Source organism: Virgibacillus ihumii (genome assembly GCF_902726655.1).
Classification (GTDB): domain Bacteria; phylum Bacillota; class Bacilli; order Bacillales; family Amphibacillaceae; genus Lentibacillus; species Lentibacillus ihumii.
In genome coordinates this window covers 3,204,519-3,229,656 of the sequence record NZ_CACVAN010000001.1, presented here as the reverse complement: position 1 = coordinate 3,229,656, position 25,138 = coordinate 3,204,519, and the positions used below count along the sequence as shown (strand labels likewise).

Here is a 25,138-nt window from a genome sequence, read left to right as displayed (position 1 = left end):
GATTAGAATTCAATGAGAAACATATTAATTTCTGTTTATTGTCGGCAGCATCATGCTGAAAGTGGACCCTTCACCCGGATTACTTATGACAGATAAACTGCCATGATGTTTCTCCATAATAGCTTTTGCAATTGCCAGGCCAAGCCCAGTTCCACCAAGCTCACGGCTTCGTGATTTTTCCATCCGGTAAAACCTGTCAAAGATTTTTTCCATTTCCTCCTGCGGGATTCCTTGACCATAATCCTGAACATTTATCTGCACTTCAGAAGGTTGCTGTGAAAGAGTGATGTTTACCGACTTGTCACTATATTTCAATGCATTGTCGATTAAAATATAAATTACCTGCTGCAATTGATCATAATTCCCATTCACGTAAATATCCTGGGAATCTGTTTCCACAATCAATTCACGATTATAGGCTCCCTTAAACTGATCAACGGTTGCCCATGCTAATTGTACAATATTTAGCTTGCTGTAGGCTCCCTGTTCCTGATTTTTGGCGAGCAGCAGCATTTGCTCAACCAACTTTTGCATGCGATCTGCTTCTGAATCAATTGCCTGCACCGACTCATTTATAAGTTCCGGGTTCTCCCGGCCGCGCCGTTTCAATAGTTGGGCATAACTTTTTACGATGGAGATTGGCGTCTTTAATTCATGCGATGCATCCGATACGAAAATTTCCTGTTTTTCAAAGTTATCCTTCAAATAGTCAATCATCACATTAAAGGTCTTCTCCATTTCGTAAAGTTCATCACGCGATCTGTTCTCCAAATTAATTTTTTTCCAATTGGTGGATGAGATATTTTCCTTCATTGTGGACGTCAATGACTTAATTGGATTTAAAATAAACCGTCCCAGTAAAGAACCGGCGATAATGGTCGGAATCAGCACGATGATGGATGCCACCATTAAAACATAAAACAAGGTTTCCATTGTTTCCGTATGTGCGACAAGCTGCTTATATACCTGTAATGTTGCCACTTCTCCATTTTTCCAGATAATTGGTTTGGAAACAGTCAAAAAATTAGCCTGATCCTTTAATGGAATGATCCTGCTCGTTTGTTTTTTTGAATAGCTTGATGGCAGATCCTTATAAGACCAGTCTTTCGTCAAAGTTGACATAAGTAGATTACCATCTTTCCCAACCACCCGAATCATTCCATCCGTAGGGAGGTACGCTCTCAGCAAATCACTTTTTGCAATATTAGGTGAGTCATTTAGCGCTGTCACAATCTCATTCGCCTGCTCAGTCAGTTCCGCCCTTTCCCCGTTCAGTGACATCGTATGAAACATATAGTAGATTGCCGTATTGACGAGCAACACCAGTATAAGCATAAACAGGCTGGAAAACAGGCGGATTTTAGTTGATAGTTTCATTATGAATTTCCTTTATCGTATAACCGACACCACGCACAGTCTGAATGTACGCCCTGTCAAATTCCTTATCAATTTTTTGGCGCAAATAACGGATATAAACGTCCACTACGTTGGTGTCGCCATAATAGTCAAAGCCCCAGACATGTTCAATAAGTTGATCCCTTGTTAAAACCTGATTTTTATTTTTCAGCAAGTAGATGAGCAAATCAAATTCACGCGGAGTCAATTCAATCTGCTTACCGCTTCTTGAAACTTCCCGCGTTCCAATATCAACCATCAAATCACCGACGGAAAGCTGCTCACCATTTTGCTCGATAGTCGTCCGCTGTCTCAAGTGAACACGAATTCTTGCCAGCAGCTCCTCAATCTGAAAAGGTTTGGTCATATAGTCATTCGCCCCAAGATCCAAACCGCTCACTTTATCGTGCACCTGATCTCTTGCTGTTAGGAGAATAATAGGCGTCGTCTGATTGCTGCGCCTGAATCTCCTCAGGACCTCCATCCCACTAAGTTCAGGAAGCATGATATCCAGCAGCACCAGATCCCATTGGCTTTTTTCCAGTTTGTTCAGCGCATCCTTTCCATTATCTGCAATTTCCGTAATATAATTTTCGTATTCCAGTTCAAGCTGCAGTACCCTGCTGAGTTTCTGTTCATCCTCCACGATTAATATGTTTGATTTATCCATCTGGTCACCCACTTCAAAATACCTTTTAGTGTACTATACCAAAATTTTTTGAAAATGTATTGAAAGAGGGGCATTGTTAACTGCAAATTGATAGAATTGGAACCCGTCAATTGTGCGATTGGAAGTTAACGTGCCTCTGATGCGGTTGATGTTCCGCTCGTGCGGTTGATGTTCCCCCCGTGCGGTTGATGTTCTACCTCGTACGGTCGATGTTCCGCTCGTGCGGTTGATGTTTTCCCCGTGCGGTTGATGTTCCGCCCGTACGGTTTATGTTTTCCCCGTGCAGTTGATGTTCCGCCCGCGGCATTTCAAAGATAAGTTGTGCAGGCACGATGTACAACCAACAACATCCATTATCGCACCTTGGCAAAAACACACGTGTCCCGCAACTCATCTCCATCTACTGCAATTGAATCATTGTAATGAATCCCTTCCAATATAAAGCCAAGCCGTTCCGGGATCGCCCTGCTCTTGTGATTCTTTGCATCGCACTGAATTTCAATACGATTGGCGCCCAGCTCCCTGAACGCAAATTGCGTCAGACCTTTCACTGCTTCTGTTATGTATCCTTGTCCAGTTTTTCGTGAATCAAGCCAATAGCCGATCTCAAATTTAGGAACTCCCCAGTCAATCCGATGCAGGCCAGTCAAACCGACTAACTCTCCCGTCTCCCGGTGAAAAATGTGCATCCGCAGATCCTCTCTTTTCAAAAATGCAGCATGTGCTTCACGAACATTTGCCTCGACTTCTTCAACGGTCTGGTCTTTTTGGGCAAACGGCAGCCACTTTTTCAACTCCGCTTTACTTGCTTGAATCGCTGCAGAAACACCCTTGCCATCACCTGGTTTTGGCATCCTAATATACAATCGCTCCGTATAAAATTCAGTTGGAAAATCGCTTAAAATCGGATTCTGCATCTGCCTCCAACTCTCCCTGTAAAAATAAATTTCTTTTCATTATATCCATTTTTCTGTAAAATTGCGATAACAACCTTTTAAGGAGGTGAAAAAAATGCTTGCACTTGACCATATTATTCTTGCTTCCAAAGACCCGAAACAGGCTGCAGAAGCTTTTGCCAACAAACATAATGTAACAGTTCTGGAAGGTGGGAAACATGAAGATTGGGGAACGTATAACTATCTCGCTTATTTCAGCAATGACTGTTACCTGGAATGGCTTGGAATTTTCGATGAAGATTTAGCTGGCAAGTCTGAAAATCCGCTGATTGACCAGCTTGTCCGCACCTTACACAGTGATGTGGAGGGGGCAATTCAATATGCACTGAGAACAAATGCAATGGATGATTATTTGGGGCATTTTCATCAACATGACGTATCATTTACCGGACCAATTGCCGCAAGCAGGAATCGCCCGGACGGTTCATTGCTGGAATGGCGAATGCTTTTTCCACAAGCTGAAATCATCCGTCATCCATTTCTGATTGAGTGGAATAGCGAAAAAAATGTGCCGAATGACACTGCCCTCATCAACAAACAGCAAATCGACACCTTTTATCCCGTAATGCCCAACCCAAATGACTTCGACACCATTTTTCAAACGGACCATCAACTTGAAAATGTGCAGTTTACACCGTCAGCCATGATGGGATTTTCCATATCCAACTAACCCGCAGTCCTAAGACATGCGGGTTTTTTATTGACATTCAAATAAATATTTGAATATAATATAATCAAATATTTATTTGAATGAGGTGGAGAATTTGCCAAAAGATATATGTGAGGTAACCTGTGTCCATGAAGAAAAAGTTAATCGGATAAGGCAGCAATTAGCTGAACAACCAATCGATAACGTTTCATCGATTTATAAATTACTGGCAGATGGAAATAGGCTTCAAATAGCGTATTCTTTGTTAATGGAAGAAGAACTCTGTGTCTGTGACCTGGCCAATATTATCGGAGCAACTACCGCAACAACATCCCATCATCTGCGACAACTTCACAAGTCCGGGATTGCCACGTTCCGAAAAGAGGGTAAACTGGTCTATTATTCCTTAATGGATCACCACATTAAACAATTGATTGCTCAGGCATTTAACCATCAAGAGGAGCATACCGCTCATGCCCTCTAAACAGCAGACTTACAGGCTTGAAGGAATCTCATGTGCCAATTGTGCCAAAACATTTGAAAGCAATGTCAGAAACATTGACGGTGTCAACCATGCAGAAGTTAATTTTGCTGCGTCCAAAATCAATATTGCTGGAAGGGTGTCCATTCCGGAGATTGAGAAAGCCGGATCTTTTGAAAATATAAAAGTAGTCCGAGAACATCAGAAAACATCCAAAAAACCCCTTTGGATTCGTTATAACCGTGTACTGCTGGCATCACTATTCATTATGCTGGGGATTATTTCGGAAGTCGTTTTTGACAATGCAGCATTTATCTCAACACTTTTGTATGGAATTGCAGCGCTTGCAGGCGGTACCACTCTTTTTAAAGCCGGTTTAATTAATCTGACCAGGCTTCAATTTGATATGAAAACGCTCATGACCATTGCTGTGACCGGGGCAGTGATTATTGGCGAATGGCGTGAAGCAGCCATAGTTGTGGTCTTATTTGCCATCAGTGAAGCACTGGAATCGTATTCAATGGATAAAGCACGTGCTTCCATCCGTTCGCTGATTGATATTTCACCAAAACAGGCTTTAATCCGGCGGCAAAGTGGAGACGAACAAAGAATTGCTGTCGAGGATATCAAAATTGGTGACGTGATGATTATCAAGCCCGGCGACCGAATCGCAATGGATGGAAACATTGCAAGCGGGTTCTCATCCATTAATCAGGCATCCATTACCGGAGAATCAATTCCGGTTGAAAAGACGCTGAATGACGAGGTCTTTGCAGGTACCATCAATCAGGACGGCTACCTGGAAATTGAGGTTACGAAAAAAGCAGAGGATACGACGATTGCGAAAATCATTCATCTTGTTGAGGAGGCGCAGGATGAACGGGCACCATCACAGGCTTTTGTCGATCGATTCGCTGCTTATTACACACCGGCAATCATTGCAATCGCTATGTTGGTGGCTGTTGTTCCACCTCTTTTCGGAGGAGCATGGGGAACATGGATTTATCAGGGGCTTGCGGTTTTAGTTGTTGGCTGTCCGTGTGCTTTGGTCATTTCAACGCCGGTCGCAATCGTAACAGCCATCGGAAACGCCGCCCGCAATGGTGTTTTAATCAAAGGCGGAGTCCACCTTGAACAGATTGGCGGACTGCGTGGCATTGCTTTTGACAAAACCGGAACTTTGACGTACGGAACGCCGGCTGTTACTGACGTATTTTTTTACACCGATGATCATGAAAAGGCATTGGATTATCTCCTTACATTGGAATCAAAATCAAACCATCCGTTGGCCAAAGCTATAATTGATTACATGGACAGTAAGAAAGCCAGTGTGCTGCCAATGGATCATTTCACAACCATACATGGGAAAGGAATCGAAGGCAAAGTTAACGGAGAAATGGTGTATGCCGGTTCTCCAGCAATGTTTCCCGGTGTTCAATCTGACCAAATAAAAACATATCAGGAAGCCGGTAAAACAGTTATATTGTGCGGAACAGACGAGGAGCTGTTGATGGCAGCGGCACTGCGTGATAAGCCCCGAAAAGAAAGCAAGCATGTTATCAAAATGCTGCACAAACTTGGAATCAATCACACCTGCATGCTGACGGGAGACCACGCCAAAACGGCCGTTGCACTGCAAAAAGAGCTCAACTTAACGAATGTTAAAGCTGAGCTCTTACCAGAAGACAAACTGGAGTTCATTAAAAAATTTGAGCGTAAAAATGGTTCGATAGCGATGATCGGCGATGGCATAAACGACACACCGGCACTGGCAGCATCATCCGTTGGAATCGCTATGGGGTCAGCGGGAACTGACAGTGCGCTGGAAACCGCTGATGTTGCCTTAATGGGAGATGACCTGGAGAAACTACCCTTTACTGTTAAATTAAGCCGGCGGGCACTATCCATCATAAAACAAAACATCGCATTCGCGCTTGGTATCAAAGTATTGGCACTGCTGCTTGTCATCCCGGGCTGGCTGACGCTCTGGATTGCCATATTTGCCGACATGGGCGCTACTTTACTTGTTACGTTAAATGCATTACGATTGCTGAAAATAAGATGAGCATCCCGCAACGGAATGCTCATCTTATTTCGTTCCGAGCGCACATACTGTGTTACACGGATTTGTTAGTTTAATAAAAAATTCAACATCTCCAAACCCGGCGTTTGCCAATAACGCTGAAAGCTGCCCGCCGATTAAATTACTCGTTTCATCGGTTGCGCCTTTTTCATGTGGTTTAATGGTCAGGGCTATTCTGCCGCCTTTATTCATTTGGCTCCGGATTTCTCCAAGGGTATTTACCGGATTTTCCCAAAACGTAACATTGTTGATGACAAGCACTTTGTCCAATTTTTTCGAAAATACAGGTAAATCTTGTGCATAGCCTTCAACGAGCCGAACTTGTTCATTGGTCAAATGCTTGTTTAACCTGCGCAAAGCTTGATGCACCATCACTCCGGACGGATCCAGCCCAGTAAGTATTAAATCATCCTTCTGTTCCAGAATGTATTTCATTGCCTTTCCGGAACCAAAACCGATTTCCAGTACATGCTCCCCGTGCTGAATATGCAGAAATTCAATCGTCCATTTATTAATTGCTCTGTTTTCCTTTGCCATCAACCAGCCGGCAACCCGTCCAGCAGTACCACGTGGCTGTGCAAACTGTGAAAATAAATTATCCATCGGACATGTCTCCTTTAAAGGACTCATTCCACCATTTGCACAAAAATAATCACCCTCACGAAGAGGATGATTATTATGCCCTATGCCAATTGCTGATGCAGGAACTCACTTACAGATTCTGGTGATTTTGTGTCCGCACTGTGCTGATGGGCGATTTTTTCACCGTTTTGAAACAACAGAATGCTCGGAATACCCATAACTTCATATTTTTGAGCAAGACCGTCAATTTCATCACTGTTGACCTCATACCATCCATGATTATTAAATTCATCCATCACACCGTCAATAAACATATCCATCCGCTTGCAATCCGGGCACCAATCAGCAAAAAACTTTACAATAACCGGTTTATCCGACTGAATAATTTCATTGAATTGTGCTTCAGTATCTATATGTTTCAACTTGCATTCACCTCACATATGATTTTCTATATTCATTGTATCGTGTGTATGATTTATTGTCCTGCAGTTTGCTTATTCATACTCGACTTTTCCGAGCAGATACGCAGCTGCGAGCCCAAGTCCGAACGTAACCACACTAAGAATCATTCCGGCCATATCCCCCGGCCAGCCGGGAAACACGACGAAAACAGAACCAATAACCATGCCGATAATCAAGGCGAAAGTGCCGGTATAATATTGATTCAGAAAATAATTAATGATTTTCGTCATGACTACAAGCCCAATCACAATTCCTGTTCCAGTCACCGCAATAATATCCAGTTGCATATTTTCAACCGCGCCAATTACGGTTGTATACACACCAATCACATACAGCATAAACGATCCGCTTATCCCCGGGAGAATCATCGCACTGCTGGCAATCATCCCGGAGAAAAACAGCAATATGTAGGTTGATGTTGTGATGTTCTCGATGGAAGCTCCTTCACTTGTCTGAAAAATCATCAACGAACCAACTACTACAGCTCCAACCAGCAATATAACAATGTGTTTTGCATTAAATGTATTTTTCGCATCTGACTTATGAAACAAATAAGGCAATACCCCGATAATCAGGCCGAGAAAGAAAAATTTTGTCGGTCCAGGATAATGTTCAAACAGCCAGCTTATTACATGGCTCAACAACAGAATTGCAGTACCAACACCAATCCCAAGCGGAATCAGAAACCCCAGCTGTTTTTTCCAATCCTTACTCGTCAGTCCGTTAATTGCTGCGATTAATCGTTCATAGATTCCGAGCAGAACAGCAATCGTTCCCCCACTCACCCCCGGAATGACGTCGCTTGTCCCCATAAGCAATCCACGATAGATATTCTTCCATTCCATGTTTAATTGTCTCCTCTAACTGTCTTCTTTTTAAAAGCATATCGTTATCTTATCAAATTATGATTGTTATTTATAGAAAAAGAATATTTGCTAAACGCTGGTTTTTATACAAGGGAACTGATTATAGCTAAACTATCTGGTATTATCGTATGGTTGAACTCTCCTTTTGCATAAAAAACGGCTTCGGCTCACAAAAAATGCTCACAATCGCTGTGAGCATTTTCTATTTCTCTATAAATTTTAAACCCGGCATCCACTGCGACATATGCTGCTTTATTTCCTTATAGTGCTGCTTGGCGTTTGGAAGCTCTTTATCAGTCAGCTGGTACATTGGAATCACTTCAAAATCTGTAAAATTATCGTACTTCACAAAAGTTGGCATGAATTTAGGTGCTGTTATTTCGATTGATTCCTTATCACCTTTAATCGTTTTTTGAACAGAAAACTTAAAAATTCCACCGATGCGCCGGTAAAATTCGTCCTGCCCGGACAGAAAATTACCCAATGAGTAAGCGACAAGTGTTTTGTTTCCATCGGCGCCTTTCACCCAGTCAACTGGCTGGAGAACGTGTGGATGATGTCCAATCACGACATCGACACCCTGATCAGCGGCAAATTGAACGAGTGCCTTTTGTTCATCATTCGGCAGGCGTATATACTGATCGCCAAAGTGCAGACTCAACACAACGATGTCCGCCTGTTTTTTGGCTTTTTGAATATCTGCCTGCATCAATCCCCTATCAATTAGATCAACCAGATAGCCTTTCCCATCAGGCACTGGAATTCCGTTGGTGCCATAGGTATATGCCAAAAACGCGACTGATATATCTTTATCAGTATGATAAACTCGTAATTTATTCCTGTCTGCTTCGTTTTTATATGCTCCTGTATACATCATATCGATATTTTCCCAATGCCTAATGGCACTTTGAATTGCTTCATTGCCGCCATCCAATGTATGGTTGTTTGCTAATGTAACAACGTCTACTCCGGAATCTTTTAATGCATCCCCAACCGCATACGGACTATTAAACGTCGGATAGGATGACAGTCCCAGTTCGACCCCGCCAATCATCGTTTCCTGATTGGCCATTGTAACAGTTGAGTTCTTCAAATATGGCTTAACACGATCGAGCATCGGGCGGAAATCATATCCTTTTTTTGTTTTTGCATCTTCATACACGCTGTCATGGATCAACATATCGCCAATTGCCGTTATTGTAATTTTCTTCTGAACAGTTTTTGATATGACCGGTTTTTCCTTTGTGTTTCTTTTATTTTCAGAATGGTCGTCTGATGATTTTGACACTTGATTTGGCCCGTTTTCTGAGCATGCCACAAGCAACAGACAAGCCATTAGCAAGAGAATACTGCCAGCCAGTGTTATTTTTTTCATAACATGATACTCCTAGCATGATTTTCCTCCATCATACCACATAAACTGACATAAAAATCTATAATCCAATATTTTTTGCAATAATTGATTTCATGATTTCATTTGATCCTGCATAGATTGCTGCTACTGGGGTATCGCGAAAACGTCTGGCAATCTTATACTCTTCCATATAGCCGTAACCGCCGTGCAGCTGCATGCATTCATTGGCAATCTGCTTAGCAGTATCTGTCAGCCAATATTTCGCCATCGATACTTTCGAGACAATATCCTTTCCGGCGATGTGGTCTTCAATCAGTGACTCCAAAAAAGATCTGCCCAGTTCAACCTGTGTTGCTATTTCAGCGAGTTTGAACTGAGAGTTTTGAAACGAGCCGACTGTTCTGCCAAATGCTTTTCGGGATTTCACGTATTCGAGTGTCATTTCCAGCATATCCTCTGAAGCAACCTGCCCGGAAACGGCCACAACAAGCCTTTCCTGCTGCAGTTTTTCCATTAAATATGTGAACCCTTTTCCGTCCTTACCAATCAGGTTCTCTTTTGGAACCCGGCAATCCTCAAAGTATAATTCAGCTGTATCCTGCGCATGCAACCCGACTTTATTCAGTTTTCTGCCGCGGGAAAAACCCGGGGAGTCCGCTTCAACCATTAACAGGCTGACCCCTTTATGTTTCGGCTGTGCATCCGGATCAGTTTTAACAACAACAAGGATAAGATCCGCCTGAATCCCATTTGTAATAAACGTTTTTTGACCATTAACAATAAAGTGATCGCCATCTCGGATGGCTGTCGTCTTAATGTTGGCTAAATCTGACCCTGTCCCCGGTTCTGTCATGGCAACGGCTGTTATGTTATCGCCTGTCACGCACCCCGGCAGCCATTTTTCTTTCTGTTTTTTTGTTCCGTACGATTCAATATAAGGCGTTACAATATCAGAATGAAGCCCGATTCCAATCAAGCTTGTACCTATCCGTTCCAATTCTTCCAAAATAATCAGCGAATAGCTGAAATCCAGGTCCAATCCACCGTATTTTTCTTCGACATGAGGACACAGAAAACCCATATCGCCCATATTTTTCCAAAAATTAAGCGGAATCATCCGGTCCTCTTCCCATTGCTCGTAGTACGGTTCCGCTTCTTTTTGCAAAAACTTCCGGATCGTTGTTCGGAAAAGTTCATGTTCATCCGTCTCAAACCGATATTTGCCCATATAATCCCTCCTCCTACGATACATTTGATGCAGTAATTCGCACGTTTTTGTGGGCCACTTCGCACGTTTTGATGCGTAGTTCGCACGGTTCACGGGCCACTTTGCACGTTTGACGCGCAGTTCGCACGGTTCACGGGCCACTACTTCGGCTGCATGGGAATGGCGCCGTCGAGCCGAATCATAGTGCCTTCTCCTTTCTATTCGATTCGTTCAATGATCGTGGCATTGGCTGTACCCATGCCTTCGCAAATGGCCAACAGCCCATATTTGCCGCCTGACCGCTCCAATTCATGGACAAGTGAGATTAATAGTTTTGTTCCGGTAGCACCCAATGGATGACCAAGCGAAATTGCACCGCCGTTTACATTCAGTTTTTCCGGATCGGCGCCAATATCCTGCAACCATGCCATTGGAACCGGTGCAAAGGCTTCGTTCACCTCATACCGATCCATATCAGCAATCGTTAGGTCCGCTTTTTTCAGAACTTTTCTGGTTGCTTGGATTGGCCCGGTTAACATTAGTGTTGGGTCTGATCCGACGACCGTTCTGGCTACGATTTTTGCTTTGGGCTTCAGTCCAAGTTCAGCAGCTTTTTTCGCCGACATCAGCATCACTGCACTGGCCCCGTCACTCATTTGGCTTGCATTGCCGGCAGTTATTTTGCCGTTTTCTTTAAATACGGTTTTTAACCCTGCTAATGCCCCTATTGTCGTATCAGCTCGTGGACCTTCATCAACCTGAACGACTGTACCTTCACCCGTTTCGACCGGGACAATTTCCTTTTCAAATTTCCCTTGTTCAATAGCTTTCAGTGCACGTTGATGACTTTGCAATGAAAATTCATCCAGCTGGTGACGGGAAAACTCCCACTTCTCCGCAATTTTTTCCGCTGAAACACCTTGATTAACGATTTCATACCGGGATGTCAGCTTTTTACTTGGCTTTGTTTCCTGTACATTCGAAAACATCGGAGCGCGTGTCATACTTTCCACACCACCGGCAATAGCAACATCCATATCCCCAGCGGCAATCGCCTGTGCACCAAAATGAACCGCCTGCTGACTTGATCCGCATTGTCGGTCAATCGTTACACCGGGAACATCAATCGGAAATCCGGCAATCAATGCTGCTGTTCGCGCAACATTGCCCGCCTGCTCTCCAACTTGCGTGACACAGCCCATAATGACGTCCTCGACCATCTCTTTATCTACATTGGAACGCTTAGCCACTTCCTCAAGTACGATTGCTGCGAGTTCATCCGCCCGGTAATTGGCGAACATCCCTTTTCTTCGTCCAACCGCAGTACGGCAGCCCTCGACAATAACAACCTCCCGCATAACCTCACCTCTTTTTGTAATTGTAACTGTTTTCATTATATCTGATTTTTTTGGAAAAATAAAAAAAGTATGGCGTTTTATTTAAAATCGAGTGTATTGCCTGAAAAGGGGCAGAGTGTAATTTCTGAAGGACCGTATTTTACCGCAAACGCTCGTTTTTTTGATGAGCATGCCACCTTTTTTCTATTTGATTCGATTGTATTAATGAAGAGGGACATGTTTAACACATTTCACACCGGGAATAGAATTGTGACGGAAAATCTATTTATAGAAAGGAAGTCATAAATGCGAAAAACGCAATACCAGCCCACAGAGAACAAGCAGCTGACAGATGCGCAGGAGGTTCATTACGCAAAAGAATTTAAACATGCAGACATTGCAGGCGGCTATCGTCAGCCTCGTGTCAAAGAAGCAAAAGGCGAAAATTAATTAATATGATCATTAGAAGGCACCTCTTTTTTGGAGGTGTCTTTTTGATTGGACTATAAAAAAAGGCTGCATTCACCAAATCAGAAACTATTGTCGCCTGAAACTGGTATACTTTCCTTTTTTCATAAATTTGTCGTTAAATGAAACTTCTTGGGACCATGTGTCGTATAAATCTGGCAGAGCATTGAAATTGGGGGGAATTACTTGATGTCGGAAACAGCAATGGACTTAGTCAATTTAAAGAAAAACATCGGCAGTAAGAATATTATTAAGGGATTAAACTTCTCCATCAATAAAGGGGAAGTGTTCGGCTTCATCGGTCCGAATGGTGCCGGTAAAACAACTACAATTCGCATGATGGTTGGTTTAATGCAAATTTCCGATGGAGACGTACACATTCTTGGCAAAAGTGTGCAATCAGATTTTAAAGATGCTGTCAAAGAAGTAGGAGCAATTGTTGAGAACCCGGAGATGTATCCGTTTATGAGCGGGATGCAAAACCTGAAGCATTACGCCCGCATGATGCCGGGGGTTACAAAAGAACGGATCAATGAGGTTGTTCGTCTAGTCGGACTGGAAAAGCCGATCAAAGAAAAGGTCAAAAAATATTCGCTCGGGATGCGTCAGCGATTGGGAATTGCCCAGGCTTTACTGCATAATCCATCAGTGCTGATTCTTGATGAACCGACAAATGGACTGGATCCGGCGGGAATCCGGGAAATCCGTCAATACATACGTAAACTGGCCCGGGAGGAAGATGTGGCAGTTATCATTTCCAGCCATTTGCTATCAGAGGTTGAACAGATGTGTGACCGAATCGGGTTAATCAAAAATGGTGAAATGATTGCAATCCAGGATGTCCATGAAGTTACAGAACAGGAAGACACTTCAAAAATTTTAATGGACGTATCACCTGCTGACCGTGCACTGGAAATTTTGCGGACGGATCTCGCGCTCGAAGCTTCGCAAATCGATGAGGGCATCAGCGTATACTGTGCGCGGGAAAAAATTCCGGAAATCGTTAAGTTGCTCGTAAATCACGATATACTTGTTTATCAGGTGACGATTTCGAAAACAACGCTGGAAGATAAATTTTTTGATTTGATAGGGGAGAATACGATTGGCTAATTTTATGAACCTGCTAATGAATGAGCAGATCAAACTGTATATCCGTAAATCAACATGGATCATGTACATATTAACTGCAGTTATTATTATCGGCCTGGCCGCCCTTAGCAATTTTGCCGCACCCAATGAAAAATACCAGGTGGATAATTGGCAGCAGGTGCTGAAAGAAGAAAATGCTGACATGAAAGAAAAAGCGGAAAAAGAAGAAATGATGCAAAGTTTTTATTCCGGCCAAATAGAGAAAAACAACTTTTATCTGGAAAATGACATCCAGCCGGCAGCATATGACGCATGGCGATTTGTTATGGAAAATGAATTTTTGCTGTCACTGGTAAGCTTATTTACGATTATCGTAGCTGCAGGGATTATTGCTGATGAATTTAGATGGGGAACGATTAAACTCCTGCTGATCAGACCGATTTCCCGTACGAAAATTCTTACTGCTAAATATGTTTCAGTGTTGATATTTGCATTATTCACACTGATTTTCGTCCTTGTTTTTTCATGGATTAGCGGGGCGTTGTTTTTTGGAGTTAATGGAATGGATCCGCATATTGTCATGAACACAAGTGAAGGATATGCATATGTATCTGTTATGGAAAAGATCGTTGAAGGATATGGCTATCAGCTTGTGACTTTACTGATGATGGCAACATTTGCATTTATGATTTCGGCGATTTTCCGTCAAAGTGCATTGGCCATTGGGCTGGCGATTGTCCTCATGTTTGCCGGAAACGCGATTGTTACATTTTTTGCCAAATATGACTGGTCAAAATTTATTCTTTTCGCAAATACAGATTTGCAGCAGTATGCAAATAATACTGCCGCAGAAGGAATGACGCTCGGATTTTCCATTGCGGTACTGGCGGTCTACTATATCACCTTTTTAGTACTGACCTGGGTATTTTTTACAAAAAGAGATGTCGCCGGAACATAATAGTATAATCCTTCAACAATTCTTCTATTATATGTTATAACTATTATGTGAGGCATGAATTACCGTATAATCCATGCCTCAACCGGAGAATGGACATTAATCTTGACCGGAGTGTTAACAATGAAGCGTTATTTGACATTAATTTTCTTCATCCTGAGTGTTGTTATACTAATAATTGGTCTCCAGATCAATCAACATTGGAGCAGCATTGCCTCCTGGGGGCTGGCTTTCATCAGCCTCATTTTTGCAACATACTATACCAAGTATATTCCAAATGATAAACGCGATGAAAACGAAAAGAATTCATAATAAAAGTCGGAGGGAGATCCTTCCGACTTTTATTGTTTATCGACGATGAAATGCATTATCTGCTTAATTTGTTTTTCAGCCATATCAAATTCAACCAGTTAAAAAGAAATCCCCCCCTGTAGGATCGTCAGTCTTTCTGATCCAGCAGCTGATGTTTTTCTTTCAATGACTGCGGCGCAGCTTTAACCATCCATTGCAGCAGGAAAGCAGCAACCGTAATATCATCAAAAATTCCAAACCAAAAAAGAAAGTCCGGTATAATATCAAATGGAAAAGCTATATACCCGATTAGCAGAATCGCAAACAACCATTTACTGCCGGATCTGACTTCTCCTGACAGGAAGAAATCTTTTACAAACGGTATTGATTTGTGAAATTTTAATAGAAATTGAAGTCGTTTTAAAAAGCGCCTCATAGACCTCACCTCTATCACAGTATAAAGAAAAAAGCCGTCTTATCAAAAATAAAACGACTTTATCACATATATTATTCGACAAAATTCGGTGGTGGAGGCAACTGCCAAACTCACTCAACGTCGGGCAAAATCCACGAACCGGAATTTATCAGGTCTGTGTCGTGATTCAGTATACTGAAACAGGCTGGTATCGTCCAGATATACCATGCTTTTGATAACAACCACATTGGAGTAGCCCTTAAGGTCAAGCAGTTCACGGTCCTCATCAGTCGGTTCCTCCACAACGATTTCTTTTCGGGCAAAACTGATATCCAGCTGCAAGTCATTTTCCAGAAAGCTGTAAATGGAGTCTGCACAAATTTCCCTGGTTAATTCCGGAACGTACGCCGAATTGAAGTAATCCTTGTCCAGGATGATTCTTTCTCCGGAAATCTCCCGGACACGCACCACTTTCCAAACCAGGTCACGCTTCCCCACTTGCAGCTTGGATTGCAGCTCTTTATCCGCTTCGAACCTTTCCAGCTCACTGACAATCGTACGTGTCTCCTGCTTTAAATTAGCAGCCAATTCCTTAAAACTAACAATCCCGGAAACCGGAAAGTCGAATTTGTTAACATCAATGATAACTGAACCTTTCCCGCGAATTTTTTGAATAAACCCTTCCTGCGCCAACAGGGTCAGCGCCTTCCGAATTGTCTCACGGGATGTTTCATACATTGCTGTCAATTCATTTTCCGATGGAAGCATCGTTGATTTTGACCAGTAGTTTGTTTTAATTTTTTCGGCAATATCATGATAAATGGTTAAATATTTTTGCATCGCCAATCCCCGCTATTTTAGGTGATAAACAATTGACTCATATGGCCTTAGTATTAATTCGCCTGCTGGTTGGGCATGATCTGCATAATTGGATAGTAACACATCTGCCTCACGATTCTTCTCCAGCGGAATCTGTACGGTTTTCTCTTCCGGATAAAAATTACTCACTACAAGCAATGTCTCACCATTCCAGTTCCGTGTAAACGCAAATATCCGCTCATCATCCGCCAGCAGCAACTGATAATCTCCATACGTAATGATATCATATTCTTTGCGAAGTGCGACAAGCTTCTGATAAAAGGCAAAAATAGAATTCGGATCTTCGATAGTCTTTTCCACATTGATGGTTGGATAATTGTCCGCTACCTTAATCCACGGAGTTCCCGAGGTGAAACCAGCATTTTCCTCATTCGTCCATTGCATTGGCGTTCTCGCATTATCGCGGGACTTTTCCCGAAGGATGGCAAGTGCTTCCTCCTCGGACTTCCCTTCCCGCTGCATCATCTGATAGGCATTCAGTGACTCCACATCACAATAGTCGCCAATATCCTGAAAACCCGGGTTTGTCATGCCGAATTCTTCACCCTGATAGATGTATGGGGTACCTTTCATCATGTGCAATGTCGCAGCAAGCATTTTTGCCGACTTCCGGTGGTATTGCCCATCATTACCGAAGCGGGAAACGACACGCGGCTGATCATGGTTGCACCAGAACAGTGCATTCCATCCCCCGCCTTCATGCATACCGACTTGCCAGTTGGATAAAATTCGTTTTAATTCAACAAAGTCAAACGGTGCTTTGGTCCATTTTTCACCATTGGCATAATCAACTTTCAAGTGATGAAACTGAAACGTCATATCCAGTTCCTGGCGTTCCGGACGGGTATACAGCACGCAATTATCCAACGTTGTCGACGACATTTCACCGACGGTCATCATGTTGTACCGGGAAAAAACCGCCTGATTCATTTCATGCAAATATTCATGAATTCGCGGTCCATCGGTATAAAATTTGCGACCGTCCCCACTGTCATCATTGGGAAAATCCTGGTTTTTGGAAATCAGGTTGATAACATCCAGACGGAATCCATCAATTCCTTTTTCCGCCCAAAAGCGCATCATGTCAAACAGTTTTTCCCTCAGTTGTTCATTTTCCCAGTTCAAATCCGCCTGAGTCGTATCAAATAAATGCAAATAATATTGATTGGTCTGTTCATCCAGTTCCCATGCAGGTCCCCCGAACTTGGACTGCCAGTTATTTGGCAGTTCGGGACCATCCTTCCAAATATAAAAATCACGGTATGGATTATCCTGAGAAGCTGATGCCTGTTTAAACCATTCATGTTCAGTCGATGTATGATTTATGACAAGATCCATAATCAGCTTCATATCACGCTTATGGGTTTCCTCGAGCAACTCCTCAAAATCTTTCATCGTTCCGTAATCAGGCTCAATATCGAAATAGTTGCTGATATCGTATCCATTATCATGTTGTGGTGACTGGTAAACAGGGGTCAGCCAAATCACATCAACACCAAGCTTTTTGATGTAATCCAGTTTCTGAATAATTCCCTGAATATCCCCGGTGCCACTTCCGGTTGTATCATTAAAGCTTTTTGGATAAATTTGATACACAACAGCTTTTTGCCACCATGATTCATGCATTGTTATCACCTCTTTGTTCATGTTACATATTTATTTGTTAAGTTTACGTTTTGCGATAAGGAACGTAATGATAAATGGAATGACAATAACGATGCCCATTCCGATAAAGAATGAAGCCATCCCGTTTTCAATAGATAAGAATCCGGGAACACCGCCAATACCAATAGATGCTGCTGTAACATGCTGCATTGTAATGAAAGCACCTGCAATAGAAGAACCACCTACTGCCGCAATAAATGGATATTTATACAGCAAATTAACACCAAACATCGCTGGTTCGGTGATGCCAAGCCAAGCCGAAAGACCTGAAGTCCCTGCCAAACCTTTTAATTTTTCCTCTCGTGCCACCATCATCATTGCAAATGCAGCTGAACCTTGAGCAATATTGGAAAGTGCCGTGATCGGCCATAGGAATGTTGAACCAGTACTTCCAATTAACTGTAAATCAACTGCAAGGAAAGTATGATGCATACCTGTGATAACCATTGGTGCATAAAGCGCTCCATAAATCAGCCCGCCAAGAAGTGCATACTGTTCAAATATTGCAACCAGCCCGTCTGTTATCCAATTTCCAATCGCAAATGTGATTGGGCCAATGATAATAAACGTGAGAAACCCTGTTACTAGCAATGCAACCGGACCTACCACCAGCAGTTGCAGTGAATCCATCACCCGTTTTTTCATGAAAATCTCAATTTTCGCCAGTACCCATGATGCAAATAACACCGGTAATACTTGTCCCTGATAACCTATTTTATCAACTTCAAATCCAAACAGATTCCATGTCGGAATGTCACCCGATTTCAACGCATCGCCATATGACCACGCATTAAGAAGTTCCGGATGTACCATAATTAAACCAAGTACTACCCCGAGCAGCTCATTACCGCCAAACCGTTTCACTGCAGACCAACCGATTAAAGCAGGTAAAAACACGAATGCGGTATTGGCAATGATGATAATCATATTAGCTATTCCGGACCATTGCGGATACATTTCAATAATGGACTGTTCACTGAATACTGGATTAACTAATACGTTATTAATCCCCATTAACAGACCGGCTGTTACGATTGCCGGTAGTATCGGAATGAAAATATCCGCAAGAACCTTGACACCACGCTGCAGCCAGTTTTGTTTTTTGCCGACAGCCGCTTTTACATCATCTTTTGATGCTTCACCCATGTTTGTTTCGTTCAGCATCGCGGCATATACTTTATCAACGGTTCCCTGCCCGATAACAACCTGGAACTGCCCGTTGGCCGAAAAGGAGCCTTTGACAAGATCCATATTTTCAAGCGATTCCTGATTCACATTATCCTCATCATTTAACGCGAACCGCAGCCGTGTAATACAGTGCGTCGCAACATTGATATTTTCCTCGCCGCCAAGTGCTTCCACAATTTCACTTGCTTCTTTGCTGTACGGTGTATCTGATGATGCTGATGTTTTCTCACTTGCTTTTTCACCGGACTTTTCCTGTCTTTCTGCTGTAAGCAGCACTGTTTCTCCGGCAATAGCAGTGGCTTCTTTTGTTTTTTCCAAAAAACCGACTTGCTCTCCATTCGTAATGATAACCGGCGTAATGATACCGGCAGCCTTTTCACGGACAAACTCCACATCAAATGTAATGAGCGGATCGCCTGCCTTGACTTTATCCCCTTGCTGAACATGTGCTTCAAAGCCATCTCCATCTAAATTAACCGTTTCCAAACCTATATGAATAAGTACTTCTGTGCCTTCATCACTAAGGATGCCAACCGCATGTTTTGTCGGGAATATCTGCACAATTTCCCCATCAAGCGGTGCAACCACTTTTCCATCTTCAGGATCAATCGCCAGGCCGTCACCCATCATTTTTTGGGAAAATGTCGGATCCGGAACGTCTTCCAGCGATTTGATTGTTCCATTCAGTGGTGCAAAAATTTTTTCCTGGTTACTAACCATAGGAGTGCCTCCCTTATTTTAGCTGCTTTTCTTTGCAACTTGTATATACATGTTTCATTGACTAGTATAACTTGTATATACAGGTTGTGCAAGGGCTTACAACATATATTGCCGGAAATACATAATATTATTCGACAAAATTCAAGTGTCATCAGGCATTGAAACAATCGACTTATATGACAAGGCGTTAAGCTAGACAGTATTATATTATATCTGCCCAGAAAAAAACGCATCCGATCAGAATGCGTTCAAACGCGTTTGCTAGCTTTTGGATGTGGATGATTTTGACTTTGGCTCTGCAATTTTACCAAGAAAAAAACTGTCTACTTCACTTAGCTTGCCACGCCAGAGGATCTTTCCTTTGGATGGTGTCGGCTTACTGTCACCGCAATAAATTCGGGTATTTTTTAAGTGAATGTAATGTACATCACTATGATTTCCTGATTCAACCGCTTCTCCTGCTTTTGAAAGCTGTTTGCTTAATTTATGGGAAACTTCACTTCCGTCTTCAAACGACTTGCTTATATTCTCAAAATAATCGCCGGCGGAAATTAACGTTCCGGTCACTATAATCCCATGAATTACCAATGAAATATCTAGTTCAAACTCATATTTATTGGCTGCCATTACAAAGTGTTCCAATACATTATCTTTCATACCTTCACTCATCCTTTTCTCCCCTTTCTATGAAGATGTATCGTCATCGCTTGTCACTGCCGTTTCTTTTTCTGCTGCTGTTTTACCGCTTTGTTGTTTTTTATTTTTGCTCTTATTGGTTGATGACTTTGTGTTCGTAGTTTTATCACCCTCCAATTCACTTCTTTCGGGGTTTTCGTCTATTTCATTTAATCCATTCATCTTCAGCAGTTTATCGATTTTTTCTTCCAGGCTTTGCAGTCGATGATACATATTTTCCTGCTCCAGTTTCAGATTTTCAAAGTCTTCCTGTTTTTGGCTGGAAAATAGATTACCTGTAGAAGTTTTTACTCCCTGCAATGCCTGGTTTGATTTTTCCATTCCGGATTCTTTCCAATAATTCATTTTCGATTTCGTTTTTGAACTAACCTCGGAACCTTTTTCCTTCAAGAACTCCTTGTTAGCTGCCTTAACCAGCTTTTGCCGATTCTTTTCACTGGAGATACAGCCGATTGCTAAACCTACTACACCCCCAGCCAGAGCCCCTTTTAAAGATTTGCCTTTATTATCTGTTTCAACATTTGATTTCGTCTCTTCATTGTTCACATCAGACCTTTTTATCATTCTGAATCTCTCCCTTATCATTAGTGGTAACCCGATTATTATTGTCGACCATATTTTCCAGATCATCGAGCCGATCTTTCAGCATTCGATTCTCTTCTTCCAATGATTGTATATTGTCATTCGCTTTTGAGCTTAAATAAGGGTCAGTTTCCCACCAATCCATCCCAATTTCTTTCGCTTTATCAACTGACGCAACGATTAGCCGGATTTTAATGGTGATCAACTCAACATCCGCAACCCCAACCCGAATGTCCCCGGCAATTACGACGCCTTTGTCAAGTACTTTTTCAAGTACATCCACAATCGTACTGGACTGCATGGGATGTTCGACTGCCATTACTGTCACCTTCCTTCTTCGTAGCAATTTCCGGTATAATTACAACAGATTACCTAATGGCCCCAGATCAATATTCAAGTCTTCTGCATCTAAACCAAAAACTTCTTTTAACTCGTCCATTTTTTCTTCAAGATTCATCAAAGCCACTCCTAAATCTTCCACCTGTTCCTCAGACAAGGTTCCACCTTCCACACGCCTCATTGCATGCCTTTCAACGATTTGCCGAAGTAATTCAATCACAGTCATAACCAGTTGGGCAAGACCATCTTCTGCATTATCCGGATCTAGATTTATTCGACCATCCGCTTGGTTGGCTGGCTGCATCCTCCAACATCCTCCTTTCAACATCAAACCGGTTGGAAGAAACCTCGGTTTGATTAGTTTCATAAAATTGCACCAATTTCTCCACTGAGGAGATTAACACACGCAAATCAAGATAAACGAGATCAACTCTTGCAATTGAAATAATTAAATCCCCTTTGATGGCTACACCTTTGTCCAGTATGACATCCAGAATATCAATCAGTCCGACTTCCTTATCCTCAACAGTTTCTCTTACATTTGGCATTGGATTTTCCTCACTTTTCCATTGTAGTCAAACTGACAAAATGATAGCTTGGCCATGGACCTGTTATTTCGATTTGAATACCCGAATATTGCATCTCTTGCTCTTTCCGCTCTATTTTTTCCAAAAACAGATTTACATCAGAAACTGCAACCAAATAGACACTGTTCCAGCCCATGCGTTCTTTCCTTCCAGTTACATCCTTGCCTAAAGTTTTCTTCACATCTGCCTGAGCCGCCATCAATTTAAACTCATTATGAATCTGTTCACAAAGCTTATCCCGTTCCTTTTCCAGTTCCTTATTCACTAGTTGCTCTATCTTCTTTTTTTCGAAAAATTGTCGACCTGGCGATAACTTTCGTATCTCCGCTCTTTTCTCATTTATAACAGGGTTCCGTTCGTTTACTGTTTCTTTGAGCTTGTCATCGTTGCAGTAGATTTTCAAATTCCATTCCTCTTTACCATTTATTCGTTCAAAAGACTCAAACAAACCATTGAGTTCCGGGGTGACCGATTGAACCAGGCTGTTCTGATTGTTGTAAATGGTACAAAAAGATAATGGAATTACGGTGTACAGTTTATTCAGCTCCATCAAAATCTCATGGTGATGAAATGCCTTTTTCTGGAGCCATTCCAAATCATTGTTCATTTTTTCTTCCACTATTTCCTCGGTATAGGCTTCAGGTTCCAAATCAGCCACGAGAGCGGTAACTGTTCCCATGTTGATTGAATACAAATTTTCCGATTCATCGAAGCCCTCATGTTCTGGAATAGGCTGATTCTGCACTTCATTCGCAGGAACAAATCCATATACATATATTTTCTTATCCATCGTCGTTCACTCTTCCTTTGGTTTCGTTAATTCTTCCCATTGCTCTAGCTCTTTTTGTTTTGCAATTTCATAGCGGTGTAAAAGTTCCGCTTCCTGTTCTTCATAAACTTCCCTGGAAACTTCCCCGAGTTCATACATCATTTGCTGCTGCGCCAGTTTTTTCTGAATGGTGGAAAGGTCATATAATTGCTTATCCGCTTCTTCCTGCACTCGTTCTCCAACGTTCTTAATCAACTTCATCGGACCAGTAACCAATTTGTGCAGCATTACGTTTCCTCCACTGTTAGCCTAATATTAATAAAATTGTAGGCAGGCCATGGACCTGAATAATTAAAATCTGTGTACGCCTTCCATTTCTCATGAACGTCATTTACTAGACCGTCAAATGCTGATTCGTTGTCACGATCTATTAAGAAAGAGGCATTTAACAGCATCGTTTCACTTAACGGATCATTTATTTTGGCAGCCTCCGCGTTTTCCTCCAGCGGAGCGAAAATATTAACTTTTACTTCCTCCTGAAGCCTGGTGAAAATTTCCTGAGCCGCTCCACCTAATCTAATTCGGTCATAATAACCGGCAGCCTCTGATTTACCCTGAACAGTTTTTGCCATCTCTTCCACTTCCGGATGCTTGTTTACTCTTTTGTCCAACCAATCTTTTTTCCCGATCACTTTCAAACCAAGCTCCATTTTCCCTTTAATTTTCGGGAAAAGCGCTTCAAATTGCGGATACAGATTTTCAAGCAGTACCTCGACATCCTCTTTTGAATGAAAAATGTTGCCGAAACTGATGGGAATTACAGTATCATTCTGCTCCATCACCTGGGACATGACTTGTTGATGCATCATTAAATTTTCTTTATTCGGATGGTAGATTTTCATGGGAACTTCTGCTGCAACCATAGCTGCATCGCGATAATGTATCGTAAATGTCCCATATTGACTTCCCTCCAAGTCGATGTCCCCAAAATTTGTTTTATCCGTTGTTTGGATTCCACAAAACAAATAGATACCTGTTTCTGTTTGTTGTTCCATTGTTTCCTCTCCATTCCAACCTTTGCTTGATTCAATGCACCTTTTTGATCACCAACCGGTCAATTTTCAATTTTACTCCGGTACCGTATTTCCTGTCGTTTAAAAGTGGTAACCTCTTTCTTGTTATTTACCATCACCTGATAAATCCCCACCATTTCATCCTTTGCATACTTCTTCATATAATCCTTTTCTTCAATTACCTCGAGCATGATTCGCCAGCCATCTTTTTCGTCTGCCTCCACTGCAGTTATTTTGTGCAAAGGAGCTACATGTTCTGCAAAAAAATCGTTTACACTTTGCATCACTTCTTTTATTTCCATTGTCTTCCTCCCGTTAATTAGTAGTAAAAAGGGAAGGAACCACCCAGAGGGATGGAATCCTTCTCCTATATACTGAATTGTGCGCTTCGTTCATTTGGCTGTACCGGGAGACCTTCTTCTTCGACATCGTCACGCAATAAGCCAACCGCTTCTGCATAACGGAGCCATGTATCAACACTGGCAATAACCACCCTTGCTTCCACAGTGAGAATCTCAATACCTACCACAGAAACTCTTGCATACGCATCAATTACAATCCCTTTATCCAATATTCGGTCAATTACTTCAGCGAGACTGGAACTATCAGTTGACTTTTGAATAGCCATCGTAAAATCTCCTCCTTTTAATCGTCATCAACCTATCTTTTTAATTGATGTAATCGACTTGATGTTTGATGATTTTTTGACGTCCGCCGGCCCTTTCATGTTTGAGGGACTTTTTACATTTGAAATTCCTTTTATATCATGAACTCCTTTCACTCTCGAATTGTTTTCGTTAGTGGAAGAAGATATTTTATCCTGGAATTCATCTCCAGCATTTTTAACCTTTTTCAGCTTGTCTCTGAGTGTCAATAAAGCATCCTGTGTTTTCTCTTTGGCAGTTTCTGCATTAGCATGTACTTTGTCCGCATTCCTGTTTTTCATTTTTGCAAGCTTTTCCGAAGCATGATTCGCTTTGGATTCCACCTTTTCTTCAATCTGCTTTGCTGATTCTTCCTGTATTTCGTCCTTTGCTTTTTCCTTCCATTCGTCCGGCACTTTCTTCATTGCTTTTTTTGCTAACTTGCCAGCTTTCTTTTTTACCGGCTCGACACTCATGAATTTCCTCCCTCCATCAGGACTTAATATTAAATTTTGTAACCTTTAACCCTTTCTATATTTATCAAAACTTCCAAAAGCTGAAAATATAACGGATTTTCGAAAATAGTCTTAATCTTAAACAATTTTTTCTCTCCATTGTAATAATTTTTTCCCATCATCAAAGGAATTTCACGTTGCTTCAAATGGTTGAGTTATCATTGCATTTCACTTCTATTACGTTTAGATAACAACTATAAAAAAGCTGCCGTGCAAAACTT

The 25,138-nt window shown here is 42.0% G+C and carries 32 protein-coding genes; 7 read left to right on the top strand and 25 right to left on the bottom strand.

The genetic code is table 11. The features are described 5' to 3' along the window. Positions 1-24 precede the first annotated feature (24 nt). From HUX68_RS15885 to HUX68_RS15870, 4 genes are all read right to left on the bottom strand, one after another. Positions 25-1,377, bottom strand: a complete 1,353-nt coding sequence (locus HUX68_RS15885; protein ID WP_174615727.1) for a HAMP domain-containing sensor histidine kinase — start codon at positions 1,375-1,377, stop codon at positions 25-27. Further along, positions 1,361-2,065: a response regulator transcription factor gene (locus HUX68_RS15880; RefSeq protein WP_174615726.1), complete on the bottom strand. Its 705-nt coding sequence runs from the start codon at positions 2,063-2,065 to the stop codon at positions 1,361-1,363. Before HUX68_RS15880 ends, HUX68_RS15885 begins: the two co-directional genes overlap by 17 nt. Before the next feature lie 193 nt (positions 2,066-2,258). Continuing rightward, positions 2,259-2,405 carry a hypothetical protein gene (locus HUX68_RS15875; RefSeq protein WP_174615725.1) on the bottom strand — a complete coding sequence of 49 codons (147 nt, stop codon included), beginning with the start codon at positions 2,403-2,405 and terminating at the stop codon, positions 2,259-2,261. A gap of 13 nt (positions 2,406-2,418) precedes the next feature. Continuing rightward, entirely contained in the window at positions 2,419-2,982 is a 564-nt protein-coding gene (locus HUX68_RS15870) for a GNAT family N-acetyltransferase (RefSeq protein WP_174615724.1), read from the bottom strand. A gap of 94 nt (positions 2,983-3,076) precedes the next feature. Here HUX68_RS15870 and HUX68_RS15865 point away from each other — a divergent pair, with 94 nt between their 5' ends. The 3 genes from HUX68_RS15865 to HUX68_RS15855 all read left to right on the top strand — a co-directional run bounded on the left by HUX68_RS15865 (position 3,077) and on the right by HUX68_RS15855 (position 6,216). Next, positions 3,077-3,691, top strand: coding sequence for a VOC family protein (locus HUX68_RS15865; RefSeq protein WP_174615723.1), 615 nt, complete (start codon positions 3,077-3,079; stop codon positions 3,689-3,691). 94 nt (positions 3,692-3,785) lie between these two features. Continuing rightward, a complete protein-coding gene (locus HUX68_RS15860; protein WP_174615722.1) occupies positions 3,786-4,154 on the top strand; it encodes an ArsR/SmtB family transcription factor in 369 nt (122 codons plus the stop codon). Further along, positions 4,144-6,216, top strand: coding sequence for a heavy metal translocating P-type ATPase (locus tag HUX68_RS15855; protein WP_174615721.1), 2,073 nt, complete (start codon positions 4,144-4,146; stop codon positions 6,214-6,216). The genes HUX68_RS15860 and HUX68_RS15855 overlap by 11 nt, the downstream gene beginning before the upstream one ends. A gap of 24 nt (positions 6,217-6,240) precedes the next feature. Here HUX68_RS15855 and HUX68_RS15850 read toward each other — a convergent pair whose 3' ends face one another. From HUX68_RS15850 to HUX68_RS15825, 6 genes are all read right to left on the bottom strand, one after another. Further along, entirely contained in the window at positions 6,241-6,837 is a 597-nt protein-coding gene (locus tag HUX68_RS15850) for a class I SAM-dependent methyltransferase (protein WP_174615720.1), read from the bottom strand. Positions 6,838-6,917: 80 nt separating this feature from the next. Then, complete coding sequence (locus tag HUX68_RS15845) at positions 6,918-7,238, bottom strand: thioredoxin family protein (protein WP_174615719.1); 321 nt, start codon at positions 7,236-7,238, stop codon at positions 6,918-6,920. Between the two features lie 72 nt (positions 7,239-7,310). After that, positions 7,311-8,123 carry a DUF368 domain-containing protein gene (locus HUX68_RS15840; protein ID WP_174615718.1) on the bottom strand — a complete coding sequence of 271 codons (813 nt, stop codon included), beginning with the start codon at positions 8,121-8,123 and terminating at the stop codon, positions 7,311-7,313. Between the two features lie 223 nt (positions 8,124-8,346). After that, the gene (locus HUX68_RS15835) at positions 8,347-9,519 is read right to left on the bottom strand and encodes a CapA family protein (protein WP_174615717.1); all 1,173 of its coding nucleotides are present in this window, start codon (positions 9,517-9,519) and stop codon (positions 8,347-8,349) included. A 58-nt stretch (positions 9,520-9,577) separates the two neighbouring features. Beyond that, complete coding sequence (locus HUX68_RS15830; protein WP_174615716.1) at positions 9,578-10,726, bottom strand: acyl-CoA dehydrogenase family protein; 1,149 nt, start codon at positions 10,724-10,726, stop codon at positions 9,578-9,580. 197 nt (positions 10,727-10,923) lie between these two features. Then, positions 10,924-12,063 carry a thiolase family protein gene (locus HUX68_RS15825; RefSeq protein WP_174615715.1) on the bottom strand — a complete coding sequence of 380 codons (1,140 nt, stop codon included), beginning with the start codon at positions 12,061-12,063 and terminating at the stop codon, positions 10,924-10,926. A gap of 285 nt (positions 12,064-12,348) precedes the next feature. On the opposite strand from HUX68_RS15825, the gene HUX68_RS15820 reads away from it, so the two are divergent. From HUX68_RS15820 to HUX68_RS15805, 4 genes are all read left to right on the top strand, one after another. Next, on the top strand, positions 12,349-12,492 hold the full coding sequence (locus HUX68_RS15820) for a YfhE family protein (RefSeq protein WP_174615714.1): 144 nt from the start codon (positions 12,349-12,351) through the stop codon (positions 12,490-12,492). Between the two features lie 207 nt (positions 12,493-12,699). Beyond that, on the top strand, positions 12,700-13,620 hold the full coding sequence (locus HUX68_RS15815) for an ABC transporter ATP-binding protein (RefSeq protein ID WP_174615713.1): 921 nt from the start codon (positions 12,700-12,702) through the stop codon (positions 13,618-13,620). Then, positions 13,613-14,557, top strand: coding sequence for an ABC transporter permease (locus tag HUX68_RS15810; protein WP_174615712.1), 945 nt, complete (start codon positions 13,613-13,615; stop codon positions 14,555-14,557). The genes HUX68_RS15815 and HUX68_RS15810 overlap by 8 nt, the downstream gene beginning before the upstream one ends. 120 nt (positions 14,558-14,677) lie before the next feature. Beyond that, positions 14,678-14,866 carry a hypothetical protein gene (locus tag HUX68_RS15805; RefSeq protein ID WP_174615711.1) on the top strand — a complete coding sequence of 63 codons (189 nt, stop codon included), beginning with the start codon at positions 14,678-14,680 and terminating at the stop codon, positions 14,864-14,866. Positions 14,867-14,993: 127 nt separating this feature from the next. Here HUX68_RS15805 and HUX68_RS15800 read toward each other — a convergent pair whose 3' ends face one another. The 15 genes from HUX68_RS15800 to gvpQ form a co-directional block, all read right to left on the bottom strand. Continuing rightward, positions 14,994-15,281 (bottom strand): YkvA family protein, encoded by a 288-nt coding sequence (locus HUX68_RS15800; RefSeq protein WP_174615710.1) that lies wholly within the window; start codon positions 15,279-15,281, stop codon positions 14,994-14,996. A 114-nt stretch (positions 15,282-15,395) separates the two neighbouring features. Next, positions 15,396-16,100, bottom strand: coding sequence for a trehalose operon repressor (gene treR, locus HUX68_RS15795; RefSeq protein WP_174615709.1), 705 nt, complete (start codon positions 16,098-16,100; stop codon positions 15,396-15,398). A gap of 12 nt (positions 16,101-16,112) precedes the next feature. Next, on the bottom strand, positions 16,113-17,765 hold the full coding sequence (treC, locus tag HUX68_RS15790) for an alpha,alpha-phosphotrehalase (protein ID WP_174615708.1): 1,653 nt from the start codon (positions 17,763-17,765) through the stop codon (positions 16,113-16,115). Positions 17,766-17,795: 30 nt separating this feature from the next. Beyond that, positions 17,796-19,712 carry a PTS system trehalose-specific EIIBC component gene (gene treP, locus HUX68_RS15785; RefSeq protein ID WP_174615707.1) on the bottom strand — a complete coding sequence of 639 codons (1,917 nt, stop codon included), beginning with the start codon at positions 19,710-19,712 and terminating at the stop codon, positions 17,796-17,798. 261 nt (positions 19,713-19,973) lie between these two features. Continuing rightward, complete coding sequence (gvpU, locus tag HUX68_RS15780; protein ID WP_174615706.1) at positions 19,974-20,381, bottom strand: gas vesicle accessory protein GvpU; 408 nt, start codon at positions 20,379-20,381, stop codon at positions 19,974-19,976. Positions 20,382-20,396: 15 nt separating this feature from the next. Beyond that, a complete protein-coding gene (locus HUX68_RS15775) occupies positions 20,397-20,972 on the bottom strand; it encodes a YtxH domain-containing protein (protein ID WP_174615705.1) in 576 nt (191 codons plus the stop codon). After that, entirely contained in the window at positions 20,956-21,309 is a 354-nt protein-coding gene (locus HUX68_RS15770; RefSeq protein ID WP_174615704.1) for a gas vesicle protein, read from the bottom strand. Before HUX68_RS15770 ends, HUX68_RS15775 begins: the two co-directional genes overlap by 17 nt. Before the next feature lie 39 nt (positions 21,310-21,348). Continuing rightward, positions 21,349-21,633 carry a gas vesicle protein K gene (locus tag HUX68_RS15765; protein ID WP_174615703.1) on the bottom strand — a complete coding sequence of 95 codons (285 nt, stop codon included), beginning with the start codon at positions 21,631-21,633 and terminating at the stop codon, positions 21,349-21,351. Beyond that, positions 21,584-21,877, bottom strand: a complete 294-nt coding sequence (locus HUX68_RS15760; protein WP_174615702.1) for a gas vesicle protein — start codon at positions 21,875-21,877, stop codon at positions 21,584-21,586. The genes HUX68_RS15765 and HUX68_RS15760 overlap by 50 nt, the downstream gene beginning before the upstream one ends. Positions 21,878-21,887: 10 nt before the next feature. Next, on the bottom strand, positions 21,888-22,706 hold the full coding sequence (locus tag HUX68_RS15755; protein WP_174615701.1) for a GvpL/GvpF family gas vesicle protein: 819 nt from the start codon (positions 22,704-22,706) through the stop codon (positions 21,888-21,890). 6 nt (positions 22,707-22,712) lie between these two features. Beyond that, positions 22,713-22,973, bottom strand: coding sequence for a gas vesicle protein GvpG (locus HUX68_RS15750; protein ID WP_174615700.1), 261 nt, complete (start codon positions 22,971-22,973; stop codon positions 22,713-22,715). Further along, positions 22,973-23,740, bottom strand: coding sequence for a GvpL/GvpF family gas vesicle protein (locus HUX68_RS15745; protein WP_174615699.1), 768 nt, complete (start codon positions 23,738-23,740; stop codon positions 22,973-22,975). Before HUX68_RS15745 ends, HUX68_RS15750 begins: the two co-directional genes overlap by 1 nt. Before the next feature lie 59 nt (positions 23,741-23,799). Continuing rightward, positions 23,800-24,060 carry a gas vesicle protein GvpO gene (locus HUX68_RS15740; protein ID WP_174615698.1) on the bottom strand — a complete coding sequence of 87 codons (261 nt, stop codon included), beginning with the start codon at positions 24,058-24,060 and terminating at the stop codon, positions 23,800-23,802. Between the two features lie 65 nt (positions 24,061-24,125). Then, on the bottom strand, positions 24,126-24,386 hold the full coding sequence (gene gvpJ / locus HUX68_RS15735) for a gas vesicle protein GvpJ (protein WP_174615697.1): 261 nt from the start codon (positions 24,384-24,386) through the stop codon (positions 24,126-24,128). Between the two features lie 27 nt (positions 24,387-24,413). Continuing rightward, positions 24,414-24,878, bottom strand: a complete 465-nt coding sequence (gene gvpQ / locus HUX68_RS15730; RefSeq protein WP_174615696.1) for a gas vesicle protein GvpQ — start codon at positions 24,876-24,878, stop codon at positions 24,414-24,416. Positions 24,879-25,138: the final 260 nt, after the last annotated feature.